This is a genomic window from Klebsiella sp. GFKo11, from assembly GCF_056490265.1.
Genome location: NZ_CM151369.1, coordinates 217,642 through 234,618, shown reverse-complemented (window position 1 = coordinate 234,618; position 16,977 = coordinate 217,642). Strand labels below are relative to the sequence as shown.

The window sequence follows — 16,977 nt, the reverse complement described above, 5'->3', positions numbered from 1 at the left end:
TCCACTTTTTCGTCGCGCTCTGATGGTAGCGCAAAGTGTGTTTCAGTTCACGATCTCGACAGATAATTTATAATCATTTGATTTTATAATATTTTTTAAATCAATGAACAGATTGCTTTGTGAAAAACCTATCGTTATATTTGAAATCAGATTTCGCATATTGAAATTTAAAGTTCAATAAGCACTCCAAAAACGTGCCGGGAGCTCATTATGATGACGGAAAAAACGGCCATACCGCCCCTGTTATCTATGCGTCATATCGTCAAACGCTTTGGCGGTAATGTCGCCGTTAATGATGTCAGCCTGGACATCTACCCAGGCCAGGTTGTTGCCTTGTTAGGTGAAAACGGTGCGGGGAAATCAACGCTTATCAAAATTCTGGCCGGAGTCTACTCACGCGACAGCGGCGAAATTAAATTTAACGGCGCACCTATCGACTCTGCCGCCGCAATTAAAAAAGGCAATCAACAGCCGATCGCCTTTATTCACCAGGACTTAGGGCTGGTTGAGTGGATGACCGTCGCTGAAAACATGGCCATGGTGATGGGCTTTCCACGCCGCTTTGGCCTGATCGACTGGCAAAAAACGCGTGAACAGGCCAAAGCAGCGCTGGAAGGGATCGGCATCGATCTTGATCCTGACGATCGCGTATTCGATCTATCGCGCACGGAGAAATCGCTGCTGGCAATTGCACGTGCGGTTGCCGTAGAAGCCTCCGTCTTAGTCCTCGATGAACCCACTGCGTCACTGCCTGCCGATGATGTTCGTCACCTTTTTCGCGTCATGAACGTACTGCGGGAAAAGCAGGTCGGTATGATTTACATCACCCACCGCCTGGATGAAGTCATGGAGATGGCCGACAGCGTCTGTGCCATGCGCGATGGTTGCTATGCCGGCGGTGGAGATATTGCCCATTACACATTACGCAGCCTGGTGGAACTGATCGTAGGCGAAGCGTTACGTGATAAGCAGCGTTTGCCCCTACCTGACAGCACGGCCCCGACGCTATTGAAACTGGAAAACGTCTGCGTCGGCGATACCGGCCCGGTATCCTTTTCCCTGCGCGCAGGTGAAATGGTCGCTCTGGCGGGATTACGCGGCGCGGGCCAGGAAGAAATCGGTCGTTTACTCTTTGCCTGCCGCACCGCAAGCCATGGCGTAATTGAACTCTGCAATACGCCATACCGCGCATCAACGCCAGGAGAAGCGATGTCGGCAGGCGTCTCCTTCGTAGCGGGCGATCGTCTTGGCGAAAGCCTGGTCCCCGGCATGATGGTGCGCGAAAACTTGTTTCTTAATCCCTGCAAACACGGGCATTCAGCCTGGTCTCGCTATAACGAACAACGAGAAGCGCCGCTAAGTTGGGAAAAAATAGCTCAGTTCGATGTGCGCCCGGCACAAATCAATATTGAGATTAGCGCCCTGTCAGGCGGGAATCAGCAGAAGGTCGTTATGGCACGCTGGCTGTCATTAAATGCGCCACTGCTTATTCTGGAAGATCCCTCTGCCGGGGTTGACGTTGGTGCCCGCGCTGAAATCTACGATTTACTTAATGCAGCCTTAGAAAAAGGCGTCGCCATTCTGGTTATCTCTAACGACCTGGAAGAGGTGGCGCATATCTGTAACCGCGCACTGGTATTTAATCGCGGCAAAATTGTCGGTGAACTCATTAATCAGGATGTCACCTTCGCAAAATTACTGGAGCTTGCCTCCGGCAGCGGCACAGCACATTAACCAGGGTGTGAATCATGGCTAAAACATCAATGAAATCAACGGCGCTTGAATCTCGCGTCTCATTACAAGAACACGGTTTTTTACCGTGGCTGGGTCAGTTCTCAACCCGTTACGGACTACCGGTGATTTGTATTTTACTGATTGCTCTGTTTTCTCTGACAACGCCCTCTTTCGCGTCGTTATTAACGCTTCAGGCTATTCTCGACAGTAAATCCAAAATAGCCCTGCTCGCGCTTGCCGCCACCATCCCCATGATTGTGGGCAAAATAGACCTGAACGTCGGTTTCGGTATCGTGCTCTGGCATATCCTCGCGATCACGCTGCAAGTGGAATACGGTTTTTCCTGGCCGATGGCGGTGCTCATCGTACTGATACTTTCCGCACTCTATGGCTTGCTGAACGGCATCCTTGTTGCTCTGGCGGATATCGACAGTTTTGTCGCGACGCTCGGATCCGGGACGGTGCTTTACGCCATTGCGCTTTGGCACTCCGGCGGACGGCAAATCGTCGGCGATCTTCCGGATGCGTTTATTGCCCTTCATCACACAGATGTGTTTGGTATCCCTATTGTCGCGTTTTATGTGCTATTCGCTGCCATTGTGTTGTGGATAGTCACGGAACATACCCCGATTGGGCGATGCATGTACGCCGTAGGCGGTAACCCTGTTGCAGCAGCGCTCAATGGAATTGCCGTTAACCGCTACACCATCGGGGCATTCATTACTTCCAGCACGCTTACCGGGTTCACCGGTGTGATCATCGCCGCCGAACAGGGTGTTGGACAGGCCAGCGTAGGGATGGACTATCTGCTTCCTGCTTTGGTCGGCGCTTTTCTTGGCAGTACAACCATTCGTCCCGGACGCGTTAACGTCTGGGGAACTGTTGTCGGAATCGCCGTGCTGGCGATTGGCATCGCCGGGATTCAGCAATTTGGTGGCGCATTCTGGGTCGAGCCGCTGTTTAACGGCGCAACGCTACTCTTCTCCATCACGCTGGCAGGCTACGCACAGCGCCGCCGCGCTCAGAGCAAAAAATTAATCCAGCGACCACAACCGGGCCCAAACTCCACAGTTGGCGAAAAAATCACACACTGAAGGAACTGAAAATGAACAAAAAAATAGTTTCTTACTTCCTGGCGACGGGACTGTTAATCACCTCCAGCGCAAGTCTTGCTGAAGACGCCTTCGTTGAGCAGGCCAAAGCCGTCATTGCTAAAGCGACCTCCCCGGTTACAGATTGGGATGGGCCGACGCAGGGTCCGAAATTACAGGCGAATAAAAAAATCATTTTTATCGCCTCGGACATGAAAAATGGCGGCGTACTTGGCGTGAAAGAGGGCTTAGCCGAGGCCGCCAGGGCAGCGGGCTGGTCGCTGGACGTACTGGATGGCGCGGGGTCAGTTAAAGACCAGTTGGCGGCATTAAATCAGGCCATTGCCCGTAAACCTGATGGCATCGTCATCGGCGGATGGAACCCTAACGTAGCAAAAATCCCGCTGAAGAAAGCCGTAAGAGAAGGCATTATTCTTACCGCCTGGCACGCCGTACCGGCCCCCGGTCCGGTGCCTTCGTACAACATTTTTTATAATGTCACCTCTGACTCTAACGAGGTGTCGCGCATGGCTGCTTTGTATGCCGTTGCGCAATCAAACGGCACGGCAAAAGTGCTGATCTTCACGGATTCTCTCTACCAAATCGCGCTGGATAAAGCGAATGCCATGAAAGAGGTCATCAACCAGTGCCAGGGCTGTAAAGTCGTGGAGTTTATTGATACACCGCTTGCCGATACGTCAAATCGTATGCCCGGCATGACCTATAGCCTGATACAAAAATATGGCGATGATTTTCAGTATTCACTGGCAATAAACGATCTCTATTTTGACTTTATGGCCCCCGCACTGCAAAGCACCAACAAAGGCAGCAAGGGCACGCCACCGTTCAACATCTCTGCCGGGGATGGCTCAGTTACCGCTTACCAGCGCGTGCGGGATGACAGAAGTCAGATTGCTACCGTACCCGAGCCATTAAAACTGCATGGTTGGCAATTACTGGATGAATTCAACCGTGCATTTGCCGGGGAGAAGCCGTCAGGCTATATCACTCCAGCACATCTGGTCACCAAAGAGAATATAAATGCCGACGGTGGCCAGAAAAACGAATTTGACCCGGGCAACGATTACCGCACGCATTACAAAGCCATATGGGGCGTGAAATAAATGACGGCTTATACCTCCACTGCCCTGATAGCGTGGAGCGTCTCTGCTCTCCCGCCATCTGGGCTGAAGGACCGGTGTGGCTTCCAGCACAGCAGCGTCTGGTTTTCAGCGATGTTAAAGGAAACCGGATGTTCAGTTGGGATGACCTACATGGCGTCAGTCTGTTTCGCGCCGAGTCCCATTTTGCCAATGGGAACGCGCTTGATGGGCGAGGAGGAATCATTACCTGTGAGCATGGTCGCCGCGGTATTAGTCGTACTGACGCCGATGGCACCTGCTCGATGCTGGTCGATAAAATCGAAGGGCGTCGGTTTAATTCCCCCAACGATGTCGCTATCCGTCAGGATGGCTCGATTTGGTTCACCGATCCCCCCTACGGCATTACCAGCAACGAAGAGGGGTATCGCGCTGAAAGCCAGGTCATTGGTTGTTATGTGTACCGATTTGATCCAACCAGCGAGAAGGTTGCCATCGCCATTTGCGACACACAGCGACCAAACGGGATAGCCTTTTCGCCTGATGACCGCTGGCTTTATATCGCCGATATGTCGGTGATTGATTTCCCGCTGCAGGGTCGCCGCGAGATACGAGCTTATAGGCTGACAGGTGATTACGCCCTGTTTTCACACGTTATCGCCCAGATTACCCCAGGTATTCCGGACGGTTTTTGTGTCGACAGGACGGGCAATATCTACTGCAGCTGTGAAGATGGTGTTCTGATCCTTTCACCACAAGGATCTCTGCTGGAAAAAATCGCCATTCCGGAGCGCGTCTCAAACTGTACCTTTGGTGGAAAGGACAATAGTGAGCTGTACATTACGGCGACTACATCGCTGTATCGCGTAGCTATCAACACAGCCAACGCCCGCTAGTAGATCAGCAAAATGCGTGCCGACATAACATCTGTCAGCATTTTTTTGTCCCTGAATAAATATTTTTGGAACCACATTTTACTATGTGAAACAAACAAAAACCCAACGGAGATGACGTATGTTACTTAGTTTTGCAGACCTGAAGAATGAGTTTGCCCGCGTCCTGACGGCCCGGGGCGTGGCAGCCGAAACCGCTGACACCTGCGCGGAGATGTTCGCACGCACCACCGAATCAGGCGTCTATTCCCATGGCGTAAACCGCTTCCCGCGTTTTATTCAGCAACTGGAAAACGGCGATATTATTCCTGACGCGCAGCCAGAACGCATCACCACGCTGGGCGCGATAGAACAGTGGGATGCCCAGCGTTCTATCGGTAACCTCACCGCCCAAAAGATGATGGACAGAGCCATCGAACTGGCTGCCGACCACGGTATTGGGCTGGTCGCAGTACGCAACGCCAACCACTGGATGCGCGGCGGCAGCTATGGCTGGCAAGCGGCAGAAAAAGGCTACATTGGCATTTGCTGGACCAACTCCATTGCGGTGATGCCACCGTGGGGAGCGAAAGAGTGTCGCATCGGTACCAACCCGCTGATCGTTGCCATCCCGTCGACGCCAATCACCATGGTTGATATGTCGATGTCGATGTTCTCCTACGGCATGCTGGAAGTTAACCGTCTCGCTGGTCGTAAACTTCCGGTTGATGGGGGTTTTGATGACGATGGCAACTTAACCAAAGAACCTGGCGTAATTGAAAAAAACAGGCGCATTCTGCCGATGGGATACTGGAAAGGCTCCGGTATGTCCATCGTGCTGGACATGATAGCGACGCTGCTCTCCGATGGCGCATCGGTTGCTGAGGTTACCGAAGATAACAGCGATGAATACGGCATCTCACAGATTTTCATCGCTATCGAAGTTGATAAGTTAATTGACGGCACGACCCGCGACGCCAAGCTGCAACGCATCATGGACTTTATCACCACCGCCGAACGCGCCGATGAAAACGTCGCAGTCCGCCTCCCAGGCCATGAGTTCACTCGCTTGTTAGAGGAGAATCGCCGCAACGGTATCACCGTTGATGACAGCGTATGGGCGAAGATCAAAGCTCTGTAGGGAGAAACATCATGATTTTTGGTCATATTTCACAGCCAAATCCCTGCCAGCTTCCGGCAGCGATTGAAAAAGCGCTCGACTTCCTGCGTACCACCGATTTTCAGACGCTGGAGCCGGGAGTGGTTGAAATTGAAGGAAGGACTATTTACGCGCAAATACTCGATCTCACCACCCGGCCCTATACGGAAATATCGCCAGAAGTCCATCGCCAGTATCTGGATGTTCAATTTATGGCGTGGGGCGAAGAAAAAATCGGGCTGGCTATCGATACCGGAAATAACGAAATTAGCGAGTCGCTTCTGGAACAGCGCGACATTATTTACTATCACGACAGTGAACATGAATCTTTTTTTGAAATGATACCAGGCAGCTACGCCATCTTTTTTCCACAAGATGTACATCGCCCCGGCTGTAATAAAAAAGAAGCAACGGCAATAAGGAAAGTTGTGGTCAAAATAGCGCTAACTGCGCTGAATTAATACAACTTCTATTCAGGAGCGGTAAATGAAAATGAATCATACCGGCTTTATAATCGGTGCGTACCCCTGTGCGCCCTCATTTCACCAACAAAATGAAAAGCTGGAGATGGAATTCTGGCGACAGCTTGCTGACACGCCGCATATCCGCGGTCTGGAACAGCCGTGCCTGGAAAATCTTCACCCCTATGGTGATGAGTGGTTATTACGCCACACTCCAGCAGAGTGGCAAATTGTGGTGACTGCGATTATGGAAACCATGCGCCGTCGCGGTGAAAACGGTGGCTTTGGCCTGGCCTCCAGCGATGAAACCCAGCGTAAAACCTGCGTCGATTACTATCGCCACCTGTATCAGAAGATTAATAAACTCAATGCCAACAGCGCCGGGAAGTTCATCGCCCTTGAGCTGCATGCCGCACCGCTGGCAGGTAATCCGAACGTGGCTCAGGCCACCGATGCCTTTGCCCGCTCACTGAAAGAGATTGCCGGTTGGGATTGGTCCTGCGATCTGGTACTGGAACATTGCGATGCCATGACCGGCACCACTCCCCGTAAGGGATTCCTGCCATTAGAAAACGTGCTGGAAGTCATCGCTGACTATGACATTAGCGTCTGCATTAACTGGGCGCGTTCGGCGATTGAAGGCCGGAATACATCGTTGCCGCTACAGCATGCGTTAATCGCTCAACGCGCAGGTAAATTACATGGGCTGATGTTCTCCGGTACCACGCAAACAGGGGATTACGGTGAATGGCAAGATCTTCACGCTCCCTTTGCCCCTTTCTGCCCGGAAAGCATCATGACGCTCGACCATATTAAAGAATTATTGAATATAGCACCGCCATCTGCATTACATTTTTCCGGTATTAAGCTGTTGGAAATAGATGCTAATGCTGATGTCCAGCATCGTATAGAGATATTACGCGATGGTATTTCTTTAATGGGAAAAGCATATCAAGAGCGCTCTTAGTATTGCTCTCTTGCCGCTTTAATTCACGTTCTCACTAACAGAAAAATAGTTTGAAGGAACGCTAATGAAGAGAATACTCGAAGCCATTCTCGCAATCATAATTGCAGTGCTATCCTGCATTGTTTTCATTAATATCATTTTACGCTATGGTTTTCACACCAGCATATTATCAGTAGATGAGTTATCTCGTTTCCTGTTCGTCTGGCTGACCTTTATTGGTGCGATAGTGGCCTTTATGGATGGTAGCCATGTGCAGGTTTCCTTTCTGGTCGAAAAGCTCTCGCCGAATAATCAGCGACGCATGGCGATATTAACCCACTCGCTCGTCCTACTCCTCTGCCTTGCGCTTGCTGTAGGGTCCACAAAAAAAACGCTCCAGGACTGGAGCGACCTCTCTCCAATTCTGGGTTTACCGGTTGGTTTGATGTATGCCGCAGCCCTTCCCACCAGCCTGGTTATCGCGCTGCTTGAGATTCGTCATTTATATCGCCTGATAACGCGCGCCTCCCCAACCCAGCAGCCACCGCAAGGAGTCTGATAATGACCGTAGTAATATTTCTTGTCAGCTTGTTAGGCTCAATTGCGATTGGTGTGCCGATTGCGTGGTCACTGCTGATGTGCGGCGTGGCGCTGATGTTCTGGATGGATATCTTTGACGTACAAATCCTCGCCCAGACGTTGGTCAACGGAGCCGACAGCTTCTCTCTGCTGGCGATTCCTTTCTTTATACTGGCCGGCGAGATAATGAACGCGGGCGGCTTGTCGCAGCGCATTGTCGATCTCCCGATGAAGCTGGTTGGACATAAAGCCGGTGGTCTGGGCTATGTCGGCGTATTAGCTGCAATGATCATGGCGAGCCTTTCCGGCTCTGCGGTAGCGGATACAGCCGCCGTCGCTGCGCTACTGATTCCCATGATGCGCCAGGCCAACTACCCTGTAAACCGCGCCGCGGGACTTATCGGTTCTGGCGGAATTATTGCCGCAATTATCCCACCATCCATCCCGTTAATTATCTTCGGCGTTTCCAGCGGATTATCCATCAGCAAGCTATTTATGGCCGGAATAGCGCCGGGCATCATGATGGGTGTGACGTTAATGCTCACCTGGTGGTGGCAGGCCAGCCGACTCAATCTGCCCCGCCAGCCCAAAGCCTCCATGCGGGAAGTTTGGCAGTCATTAAAATCCGGGATTTGGGCGCTATTCTTACCCGTGATTATTATTGGTGGTTTCCGTTCAGGCTTATTCACCCCAACGGAAGCGGGTGCCGTCGCAGCTTTCTACGCCCTATTTGTTGCTGTCGTTATATACCGCGAAATGACCTTCGCTACGCTTTATCGTGTTCTGGTTGGTGCCGCTAAAACCACTTCTGTTGTTATGTTTTTAGTTGCCGCTGCCGCCGTTTCCGCATGGCTTATTACCATTGCAGAACTTCCAATGATGGTCTCTGATTTGCTACAGCCATTAGTGGATTCTCCGCGACTGTTATTTATCGTCATTATGCTGGCTATTATGATGATAAGTACCGTAATGGACCTGACCCCAACCGTGTTAATTCTTACGCCGGTATTAATGCCGTTAGTCAGAGAAGCCGGAATAGACCCTATCTATTTCGGTATCATGTTTATTATCAACTGCTCAATTTCTCTTATTACTCCTCCCGTCGGTAACGTCCTCAACGTTATCTGCGGTGTCGCAAAACTCAAATTTGATGATGCTGTAAAAGGCGTTGCGCCTTACGTCATGGTTTTGTTCATGCTTCTGGGCCTATTTATTTTTATTCCAGAGCTGATTACCACACCTCTCAAATGGATGAGCTAAAAAGGAAAATATAATGAAACTACGTTCTGTTACCTACACGTTATTAATGGCTGGTCTGGTTACATTCACGATGTCATCTCAGGCAGCACAATCCTTACGTTTTGGTTATGAAACCTCACAAACGGACTCGCAGCATATTGCGGCGAAAAAATTCAATGAGCTCTTAAAAGAAAAAACCAATGGCGAGTTGGTTTTAAAACTCTTTCCAGACAGTACGCTGGGTAATGCGCAGGCGATGATCAGCGGCGTGCGTGGCGGCATGATCGACATGGAAATGTCCGGCTCAAATAACTTTGCCGGCCTGGCTCCGGTGATGAATCTGCTGGATGTCCCTTTCCTGTTCCGCGATACCGCGCACGCGCACAAAACGCTTGATGGCAAAGTCGGTGATGAGCTGAAAAAAGATCTCGAACCCAAGGGATTAAAAGTGCTGGCCTACTGGGAAAACGGTTGGCGCGATGTCACCAACTCTCGTCTGCCAGTGAAAACACCAGCCGATTTGAAAGGCTTAAAAATCCGTACTAACAACAGCCCAATGAATATTGCCGCATTTAGAATATTCGGTGCTAATCCCATTCCGATGCCGTTTGCCGAAGTCTATACCGGCCTCGAAACCCGTACGATTGATGCCCAGGAACATCCTATCAACGTGGTGTGGTCAGCGAAATTCTATGAGGTACAGAAATACCTCTCCCTCACTCATCACGCTTATTCACCTCTACTGGTAGTGATCAATAAATCTAAATTCGACTCCCTGAGCCCAACCATCCAGGAAGCGCTGCTGAGCTCTGCCAAAGAAGCGGGTGACTACCAGCGCAAGCTGGTCGCCGAAGATCAGCAAAAAATTATCGATGGAATGAAAGAAGCTGGGGTTGAAGTCCTGACCGACATCGACCGTAAAGCCTTTAGTGACGCACTCGGTACTCAGGTACGCGATATGTTCCTGAAAGACAATCCGCAGGGTGCTGACCTCCTGAAAGCCGTGGATGAGGTGCAATAAAGATGAGCAACTACTGGCTGGGGTTAGATTGTGGTGGGAGTTGGCTAAAAGCCGGATTGTACGATGGCGCAGGCCGGGAAGTAGCTGTGCAACGCCTGCCGCTGCACGCTTTAAGCCCGCAGCCAGGCTGGGTTGAACGCGATATGACCGAACTGTGGCAACAATTCGGCTCGGTCATCAACAAACTGCTGGTGCACACGGGGGTGAACGGTTCACAAATCCGCGGCCTGGGTATTTCAGCTCAGGGGAAAGGCCTATTTTTGTTAGATAAAAGCGATCGGCCATTAGGTAAAGCGATACTCTCTTCCGATCGTCGCGCTATGGAAATTGTCCAGCGCTGGCAAAAAGAGGCGATTCCCCAAAAACTCTATCCGCTGACTCGACAAACCCTCTGGACCGGACATCCGGTCTCCCTTTTACGCTGGATTAAAGACAACGAGCCGCAGCGCTATGCACAGATTGGCTGCGTGATGATGACGCATGACTATCTGCGCTGGTGCTTAACTGGCGTAAAGGGCTGCGAGGAGAGCAATATCTCCGAGTCCAATCTCTACAACATGGCGACGGGTCAGTACGACCCGCACCTGACCGAATGGCTGGGCATCAGCGAAATCAACGGCGCACTGCCACCCATCGTCGGCTCAGCAGAAATATGCGGGGAAATCACCGCTCAGGCAGCCGCCATCACTGGTCTGGCGGCGGGCACCCCCGTCGTCGGCGGCCTGTTTGACGTGGTTTCCACCGCACTCTGCGCCGGTATTGAAGATGAATACACCCTCAATGCAGTAATGGGTACCTGGGCCGTCACCAGCGGAATAGCTCACGGCCTGCGCGAGCATGAGGCCCATCCTTATGTCTATGGCCGCTACGTCAATGACGGGCAGTACATCGTTCACGAAGCCAGCCCGACCTCTTCCGGCAACCTGGAGTGGTTCACCGCCCAGTGGGGGGAGATCTCTTTCGATGAAATTAATCAGGCCGTTGCCAGCCTGCCAAAATCGAGCAGTGAGCTCTTTTTTCTGCCGTTTTTGTACGGCAGCAACGCCGGGTTGGAGATGACCTGCGGTTTTTACGGCATGCAGGCGCTGCACACCCGTGCTCATCTGCTGCAGGCGGTTTATGAAGGCGTGGTGTTCAGCCATATGACCCACCTCAACCGCATGCGTGAACGCTTTACCGAGGTTCACACCCTGCGCGTCACCGGCGGCCCGGCGCACTCCGACGTCTGGATGCAGATGCTGGCGGACGTCAGCGGCCTGCGCATCGAACTGCCGCAGGTGGAGGAGACCGGCTGCTTTGGCGCGGCCCTCGCCGCCCGCGTCGGCACTGGCGTATATCGCGATTTCAGCGATGCCCAACGCGACCTGCAGCACCCGGTGCGCACGCTGCTGCCGGACATGACCGCGCACGCCCTCTATCAGCGTAAATACCGCCAATACCAGGATTTGATTACCGCACTACAGGGCTATCACGCCCGTATTAAGGAGCACGCATTATGAGCCGACCATTACTGCAGCTGGCGCTCGACCACACCAATCTGGAAGCAGCCCAGCGCGATGTCGCCCTGCTACAGGATCATGTCGATATCGTTGAGGCCGGGACCATTCTCTGTTTAACCGAAGGCCTTCGCGCGGTGAACGCCCTGAGAGCGCAGTGCCCGGAAAAAATCATTGTCGCCGACTGGAAAGTGGCCGATGCCGGTGAAACCCTGGCGCAGCAGGCTTTTGGCGCTGGCGCCAACTGGATGACTATCATCTGCGCCGCACCGCTCGCCACGATCGAGGAAGGCCACGCCGTCGCCCAGGACTGCGGCGGTGAAATTCAAATGGAACTGTTCGGCAACTGGACGCTGGACGACGCCCGAGACTGGTATCGCGTCGGGGTTCGCCAGGCGATTTACCACCGCGGACGCGATGCGCAGGCCAGCGGACAGCAGTGGGGCGAAGCGGATCTGGCGCGCATGAAAGCATTGTCCGACATCGGCCTTGAACTATCGATTACCGGCGGCATTACCCCCGCCGATCTGCCACTGTTTCGCGACATTAACGTCAAGGCATTTATCGCCGGGCGCGCGCTGGCAGGTGTCGCCCATCCGGCGCAGGTCGCCGCCGAATTCCACGCCCAAATTGACGCTATCTGGGGAGAACAGCATGCGTAATCATCCATTAGGTATTTACGAGAAAGCACTGGCGAAAGACCTCAGTTGGCCGGAGCGGCTGGTGCTGGCAAAAAGCTGCGGCTTTGATTTTGTCGAGATGTCGGTGGACGAAACTGATGAACGCTTGTCTCGTCTGGAGTGGACGCCGGCCCAGCGCGCATCGCTGGTGAGCGCGATGCTGGAAAGCGGCGTCGCCATCCCATCCATGTGCCTGTCCGCCCATCGTCGCTTCCCTTTCGGCAGCCGCGATGAAGCGGTTCGCGAACGAGCGCGGGAGATCATGACCAAAGCCATTCGCCTGGCGCGCGATCTCGGTATCCGCACCATCCAGTTGGCAGGTTACGACGTCTATTACGAAGAGCATGACGAAGGCACCCAGCAACGTTTCGCCGAAGGGCTGGCCTGGGCGGTGGAACAAGCCGCAGCGGCTCAAGTGATGCTGGCGGTGGAGATCATGGATACCGCCTTTATGAATTCCATCAGCAAGTGGAAAAAGTGGGACGAGATGCTGTCGTCACCATGGTTCACGGTCTATCCGGACGTCGGCAACCTCAGCGCCTGGGGGAACGATGTAACCGCCGAGCTGAAACTGGGCATCGACCGTATCGCCGCAATCCATCTGAAAGACACGCTGCCAGTGACCGGCGATAGCCCCGGACAGTTCCGCGACGTGCCGTTTGGCGAAGGATGTGTTGATTTTGTCGGCATTTTTAAAACGCTGCATGAGCTGAACTATCGTGGTTCATTTTTGATTGAAATGTGGACTGAGAAAGCCAGCGAGCCGGTGCTGGAAATTATCCAGGCCCGCCGCTGGATTGAATCACGGATGCAGGAAGGAGGTTTCACATGTTAGAGCAACTGAAAGCCGAGGTGCTGGCGGCAAACCTGGCGCTTCCGGCGCACAGTCTGGTCACCTTTACCTGGGGCAACGTCAGCGCGGTCGATGAAACGCGCAAGCTGATGGTCATCAAGCCTTCCGGCGTTGAATATGAGGTGATGACCGCCGCCGATATGGTGGTGGTAGAGATCGCCAGCGGTAAGGTCGTTGAAGGCAACAAAAAACCGTCGTCCGATACCGCGACCCATCTGGCGCTCTATCGCCGCTATCCGCAGATCGGTGGGATCGTACATACCCATTCCCGCCATGCGACGATCTGGTCGCAGGCCGGGCTCGATCTGCCCGCCTGGGGCACCACCCACGCCGACTATTTCTATGGCGCAATCCCCTGCACCCGGCTGATGACCGTTGAGGAAATTAACGGTGAGTATGAGTATCAAACCGGCGAGGTGATTATTAAAACCTTTGAAGAGCGCGGTCTGGATCCGGCGCAAATCCCGGCGGTGTTAGTTCATTCACACGGTCCGTTTGCCTGGGGTAAAGATGCCGCTGACGCCGTGCACAACGCCGTGGTCCTTGAGGAGTGCGCCTATATGGGGCTGTTCTCGCGTCAGTTGGCCCCGCAGTTGCCGGATATGCAGTCTGAACTGCTCGATAAACACTATCTGCGTAAACACGGCGCGAATGCCTATTATGGGCAAAACTAACGCCCGGCAATCCGGGGATGTCTATGACTAAAATTTCGCGCGGATTTTCCCGGGGGCGGCGCTTAACGCGCCTTGCCCGGGCTACGGGTTCGTGCGGTTTTGTAGCCCGGATAAGGCGTCAGCCGCAATCCGGGGATGTCTCTTACTGAAATATTGCGTGGACTTTCCCGGGCTACAAAACCGGGCACGCCGGGTTGTTGCAGACTTAACTCTCTTTAGTCGGTTTTATTGGCGGCAGGGCGCGATTCACCGGAACCGGAAGCCAGGCACGAATCAATAACCCACCGCGCTCGCTGGAGCCCAGCTCCAGCTTGCCGTTATGGTTATCGACAATACGCTGGACGATAGCTAACCCCAGGCCCGTTCCGCTGATGGTGCGGGCGCTGTCACCACGAACGAACGGCTGGAACAAATGCTCGCGTTGCTCTGGTTTAATGCCCGGACCGTCATCTTCAACCTGAAACCATGCCCGGCCACCTTCGCTCCCGCTGCTGACTTTAATCCAGCCGTTACCATAGCGGGCGGCGTTCACGACCATATTGGCCAGCGCGCGCTTGATAGACAGCGGATGTATCCGCAGCGGAATTTCACCAGCCTGCAGGTCGGTGGCGATTTCACGCTCGTAGCCGCTTTCAGCCGCAATCACTTCACCCAACACCGAGTTAAGGTCCGCCAGCTCCATCGGCATCTCCTGGCCAGTGCGCAGGTAGTCGATAAACTGCTCGATGATGGCGTTGCACTCTTCAATATCTTTATTAATCGACTCGGCGAGGTAACCGTCCTCTTCGCCCATCATCTCCGTCGCCAGACGGATGCGCGTCAGCGGCGTACGCAGATCGTGACTCACCCCGGCCATCAGCAGCGTACGGTCATCCGCCAGCTGTTTGACGCCCGCCGCCATATGGTTAAAGGCGCGGGTTACCGAACGCACTTCCGATGCGCCGTATTCGCGCAACGGTGGAGGAATAATGCCTCGCCCGACCTGAAGCGCTGCGTGCTCCAGGTCGACAAGAGGTCGGTTCTGAATTCGAATAAAGAGCCAGGCGCCGCCAATCGCCAGCAGCATAATCGCCAGGGTATAGCGGAATAGCGGCGAGAAGTCGCCCTGATGGATTTCGGTCAGCGGGACGCGCACCCAGATATTGGGCGAGAGCCAGGTTTTCAGCCAGACCACAGGGGAGCTTTTATTCACCTCAACCCGCACTTCGGTCGGCCCGCCCAGTTGATGCGCCATCTGCTGACTTAAGAATTCGTAATGCTGCGCCCAGCGCAGGCCTGCGTCTTCCGCCGCTTCATTGGAATAAAGCGAAATGCCCAGCTCGCGGTAAATCTCGCGACGAAACGCCGGCGGCACCACCAGTTGGGTGCCATCTTCCAGTTGCAGCTTATCGGTCATCAGCATACGGACTTCGTAGGCCAGAACCTTATTAAACTGCTGAAGACTCGGCAGGATCGCGAAATTCAGCACCACTAAATAGGTCGTCACCAGGCTGACGAACAGCAAGGTGACAATCAGTAGCAGAGTGCGGGCAAATGAGCTTCGCGGCGAAAAGCGCACGCGTTTCATGCCTTAGCGCCGTCCGGTACGAAGACGTAGCCCAGGCCCCAAACGGTCTGGATATAGCGTGGATGTGCTGGATCTTCTTCCACCATGCGGCGCAGGCGGGAGATTTGTACGTCGATGGAACGCTCCATTGCTGAGTACTCACGGCCACGAGCGAGGTTCATTAGCTTATCGCGGGACAGCGGCTCGCGCGGGTGGCTAACCAGCGCTTTCAGCACCGCGAATTCACCGCTGGTCAGCGGCATTGGCTCATCTTCACGGAACATCTCGCGAGTGCCGAGGTTCAGTTTGAACTTACCGAAGGCGATAACCGCTTCTTCTTGTGACGGCGCACCCGGCAATTCGTTGGCCTGGCGGCGCAGCACGGCGCGGATACGGGCCAGCAGTTCACGTGGGTTAAACGGTTTTGGAATGTAGTCGTCAGCGCCGATTTCCAGGCCAACGATACGATCAACTTCTTCCCCTTTTGCCGTCACCATAATGATCGGCATCGGATTGCTTTGGCTACGCAGGCGACGGCAAATGGACAGGCCATCTTCGCCAGGCAGCATGAGATCCAGCACCATCAGGTGGAAGGACTCGCGGGTCAGCAGGCGATCCATCTGTTCAGCGTTCGCCACGCTACGAACCTGGAAGCCCTGCTCGGTCAGATAACGTTCGAGCAGCGCACGCAGGCGCATGTCGTCATCGACAACCAGAATCTTATAATTCTCTTGCATTGTTTATACTCCCAAAGGTTCACTGCATTTGTCAGTGCGTATTCTCAAAAAAGCCCGGGTCGCTCACCAGCGAAATCTGGTATATATTCCAGGCTAAATTGTTACAAAGCATATTTAACAGCAGCTTAAGTATACATTTAAGCATAAGACACATTATTTATCCTGTCGGTATTATTACGTGCGACGAATTGTGCGCACCATCGCACAAAGATGTGTAACAGGAACCAGGACTCTCGATGAAAACGCCGCTGATCACCCGTGAAGGGTATGAAAAACTTAAAAAAGAGATGGATTATCTGTGGCGCGAAGAGCGCCCGGAAGTCACAAAAAAAGTGACCTGGGCGGCAAGCCTCGGCGACCGCAGCGAGAACGCCGACTACCAGTACAACAAAAAACGCCTGCGCGAAATCGACCGCCGGGTGCGTTACCTGACCAAATGCCTTGAGCATCTGAAAATCGTTGATTACTCCCCGCAGCAGGAAGGCAAGGTGTTCTTCGGCGCGTGGGTGGAGATTGAAAACGATGATGGCGATACCAAGCGCTTTCGCATCGTCGGCTACGATGAAATCTTCGGGCGCAACGACTACATCTCAATTGATTCGCCAATGGCGCGCGCGCTGCTGAAAAAAGAGGTCGGCGACCTGGCTATCGTTAACACACCTGCGGGAGAAGCCGCCTGGTATGTGAATGAGATTGAATACGTGAAATAAGCCTGGAACATTCCGAGAGGATTTGGTCGTGGCTGGCATTTTGCCGTGTCAGTCCGTATAACTATCCCCCTGATTTTTG

The 16,977-nt window shown here is 53.4% G+C and carries 17 protein-coding genes; 15 read left to right on the top strand and 2 right to left on the bottom strand.

What is annotated here, in order from left to right; translation table 11 throughout:
* Positions 1 to 213 precede the first annotated feature (213 nt).
* The 14 genes from AC07P6_RS01100 (at position 214) to araD (ending at position 13,905) form a co-directional block, all read left to right on the top strand.
* Positions 214 to 1,734: a sugar ABC transporter ATP-binding protein gene (locus AC07P6_RS01100; protein WP_478317118.1), complete on the top strand. Its 1,521-nt coding sequence runs from the start codon at positions 214 to 216 to the stop codon at positions 1,732 to 1,734.
* Positions 1,735 to 1,748: 14 nt separating this feature from the next.
* Positions 1,749 to 2,828: an ABC transporter permease gene (locus AC07P6_RS01095; protein WP_110276267.1), complete on the top strand. Its 1,080-nt coding sequence runs from the start codon at positions 1,749 to 1,751 to the stop codon at positions 2,826 to 2,828.
* An 11-nt stretch (positions 2,829 to 2,839) separates the two neighbouring features.
* Complete coding sequence (locus AC07P6_RS01090) at positions 2,840 to 3,949, top strand: ABC transporter substrate-binding protein (protein WP_434661155.1); 1,110 nt, start codon at positions 2,840 to 2,842, stop codon at positions 3,947 to 3,949.
* A complete protein-coding gene (locus tag AC07P6_RS01085; protein WP_478315469.1) occupies positions 3,934 to 4,821 on the top strand; it encodes an SMP-30/gluconolactonase/LRE family protein in 888 nt (295 codons plus the stop codon). Before AC07P6_RS01090 ends, AC07P6_RS01085 begins: the two co-directional genes overlap by 16 nt.
* A 118-nt stretch (positions 4,822 to 4,939) precedes the next feature.
* The gene (yiaK, locus tag AC07P6_RS01080) at positions 4,940 to 5,938 is read left to right on the top strand and encodes a 3-dehydro-L-gulonate 2-dehydrogenase (protein WP_434661153.1); all 999 of its coding nucleotides are present in this window, start codon (positions 4,940 to 4,942) and stop codon (positions 5,936 to 5,938) included.
* A gap of 11 nt (positions 5,939 to 5,949) precedes the next feature.
* Positions 5,950 to 6,417, top strand: a complete 468-nt coding sequence (locus tag AC07P6_RS01075) for a YhcH/YjgK/YiaL family protein (RefSeq protein WP_478315468.1) — start codon at positions 5,950 to 5,952, stop codon at positions 6,415 to 6,417.
* A gap of 31 nt (positions 6,418 to 6,448) precedes the next feature.
* Positions 6,449 to 7,384 (top strand): DUF4862 family protein, encoded by a 936-nt coding sequence (locus AC07P6_RS01070; RefSeq protein WP_434664330.1) that lies wholly within the window; start codon positions 6,449 to 6,451, stop codon positions 7,382 to 7,384.
* 64 nt (positions 7,385 to 7,448) lie between these two features.
* The gene (yiaM, locus tag AC07P6_RS01065) at positions 7,449 to 7,922 is read left to right on the top strand and encodes a 2,3-diketo-L-gulonate TRAP transporter small permease YiaM (RefSeq protein WP_434661151.1); all 474 of its coding nucleotides are present in this window, start codon (positions 7,449 to 7,451) and stop codon (positions 7,920 to 7,922) included.
* A gap of 2 nt (positions 7,923 to 7,924) precedes the next feature.
* Positions 7,925 to 9,202 (top strand): 2,3-diketo-L-gulonate TRAP transporter large permease YiaN, encoded by a 1,278-nt coding sequence (yiaN, locus tag AC07P6_RS01060; protein WP_434661150.1) that lies wholly within the window; start codon positions 7,925 to 7,927, stop codon positions 9,200 to 9,202.
* Between the two features lie 13 nt (positions 9,203 to 9,215).
* On the top strand, positions 9,216 to 10,202 hold the full coding sequence (gene yiaO / locus AC07P6_RS01055; RefSeq protein ID WP_434661149.1) for a 2,3-diketo-L-gulonate TRAP transporter substrate-binding protein YiaO: 987 nt from the start codon (positions 9,216 to 9,218) through the stop codon (positions 10,200 to 10,202).
* A 2-nt stretch (positions 10,203 to 10,204) separates the two neighbouring features.
* Complete coding sequence (locus tag AC07P6_RS01050; protein WP_478315467.1) at positions 10,205 to 11,701, top strand: FGGY-family carbohydrate kinase; 1,497 nt, start codon at positions 10,205 to 10,207, stop codon at positions 11,699 to 11,701.
* Positions 11,698 to 12,360, top strand: coding sequence for a 3-keto-L-gulonate-6-phosphate decarboxylase UlaD (gene ulaD, locus AC07P6_RS01045; RefSeq protein ID WP_478315466.1), 663 nt, complete (start codon positions 11,698 to 11,700; stop codon positions 12,358 to 12,360). Before AC07P6_RS01050 ends, ulaD begins: the two co-directional genes overlap by 4 nt.
* Positions 12,353 to 13,213: an L-ribulose-5-phosphate 3-epimerase gene (locus tag AC07P6_RS01040; protein WP_023138218.1), complete on the top strand. Its 861-nt coding sequence runs from the start codon at positions 12,353 to 12,355 to the stop codon at positions 13,211 to 13,213. The genes ulaD and AC07P6_RS01040 overlap by 8 nt, the downstream gene beginning before the upstream one ends.
* Positions 13,207 to 13,905 carry an L-ribulose-5-phosphate 4-epimerase gene (araD, locus tag AC07P6_RS01035; protein ID WP_478315465.1) on the top strand — a complete coding sequence of 233 codons (699 nt, stop codon included), beginning with the start codon at positions 13,207 to 13,209 and terminating at the stop codon, positions 13,903 to 13,905. The genes AC07P6_RS01040 and araD overlap by 7 nt, the downstream gene beginning before the upstream one ends.
* 205 nt (positions 13,906 to 14,110) lie before the next feature.
* On the opposite strand, the gene envZ is transcribed toward araD, so the two are convergent.
* On the bottom strand, positions 14,111 to 15,472 hold the full coding sequence (gene envZ / locus AC07P6_RS01030) for a two-component system sensor histidine kinase EnvZ (protein WP_478315464.1): 1,362 nt from the start codon (positions 15,470 to 15,472) through the stop codon (positions 14,111 to 14,113).
* Positions 15,469 to 16,188 carry an osmolarity response regulator transcription factor OmpR gene (gene ompR, locus AC07P6_RS01025; protein ID WP_006177890.1) on the bottom strand — a complete coding sequence of 240 codons (720 nt, stop codon included), beginning with the start codon at positions 16,186 to 16,188 and terminating at the stop codon, positions 15,469 to 15,471. The genes envZ and ompR overlap by 4 nt, the downstream gene beginning before the upstream one ends.
* Positions 16,189 to 16,424: 236 nt before the next feature.
* Here ompR and greB point away from each other — a divergent pair, with 236 nt between their 5' ends.
* Entirely contained in the window at positions 16,425 to 16,898 is a 474-nt protein-coding gene (greB, locus tag AC07P6_RS01020; protein ID WP_110276279.1) for a transcription elongation factor GreB, read from the top strand.
* Positions 16,899 to 16,977 lie beyond the last annotated feature (79 nt).

What these genes read in the sequence shown, in the direction of transcription:
- envZ (WP_478315464.1), bottom strand. Translation starts at nt 15,472, where the DNA reads ATGAAACGCGTGCGCTTTTCGCCGCGAAGCTCATTTGCCCGCACTCTG.
- AC07P6_RS01070 (WP_434664330.1), top strand. Translation starts at nt 6,449, where the DNA reads ATGAATCATACCGGCTTTATAATCGGTGCGTACCCCTGTGCGCCCTCA.
- greB (WP_110276279.1), top strand. Translation starts at nt 16,425, where the DNA reads ATGAAAACGCCGCTGATCACCCGTGAAGGGTATGAAAAACTTAAAAAA.
- AC07P6_RS01040 (WP_023138218.1), top strand. Translation starts at nt 12,353, where the DNA reads ATGCGTAATCATCCATTAGGTATTTACGAGAAAGCACTGGCGAAAGAC.
- AC07P6_RS01050 (WP_478315467.1), top strand. Translation starts at nt 10,205, where the DNA reads ATGAGCAACTACTGGCTGGGGTTAGATTGTGGTGGGAGTTGGCTAAAA.
- ulaD (WP_478315466.1), top strand. Translation starts at nt 11,698, where the DNA reads ATGAGCCGACCATTACTGCAGCTGGCGCTCGACCACACCAATCTGGAA.
- ompR (WP_006177890.1), bottom strand. Translation starts at nt 16,188, where the DNA reads ATGCAAGAGAATTATAAGATTCTGGTTGTCGATGACGACATGCGCCTG.
- AC07P6_RS01095 (WP_110276267.1), top strand. Translation starts at nt 1,749, where the DNA reads ATGGCTAAAACATCAATGAAATCAACGGCGCTTGAATCTCGCGTCTCA.
- AC07P6_RS01100 (WP_478317118.1), top strand. Translation starts at nt 214, where the DNA reads ATGACGGAAAAAACGGCCATACCGCCCCTGTTATCTATGCGTCATATC.
- AC07P6_RS01085 (WP_478315469.1), top strand. Translation starts at nt 3,934, where the DNA reads ATGGGGCGTGAAATAAATGACGGCTTATACCTCCACTGCCCTGATAGC.
- yiaO (WP_434661149.1), top strand. Translation starts at nt 9,216, where the DNA reads ATGAAACTACGTTCTGTTACCTACACGTTATTAATGGCTGGTCTGGTT.
- araD (WP_478315465.1), top strand. Translation starts at nt 13,207, where the DNA reads ATGTTAGAGCAACTGAAAGCCGAGGTGCTGGCGGCAAACCTGGCGCTT.
- yiaN (WP_434661150.1), top strand. Translation starts at nt 7,925, where the DNA reads ATGACCGTAGTAATATTTCTTGTCAGCTTGTTAGGCTCAATTGCGATT.
- yiaK (WP_434661153.1), top strand. Translation starts at nt 4,940, where the DNA reads ATGTTACTTAGTTTTGCAGACCTGAAGAATGAGTTTGCCCGCGTCCTG.
- AC07P6_RS01090 (WP_434661155.1), top strand. Translation starts at nt 2,840, where the DNA reads ATGAACAAAAAAATAGTTTCTTACTTCCTGGCGACGGGACTGTTAATC.
- yiaM (WP_434661151.1), top strand. Translation starts at nt 7,449, where the DNA reads ATGAAGAGAATACTCGAAGCCATTCTCGCAATCATAATTGCAGTGCTA.
- AC07P6_RS01075 (WP_478315468.1), top strand. Translation starts at nt 5,950, where the DNA reads ATGATTTTTGGTCATATTTCACAGCCAAATCCCTGCCAGCTTCCGGCA.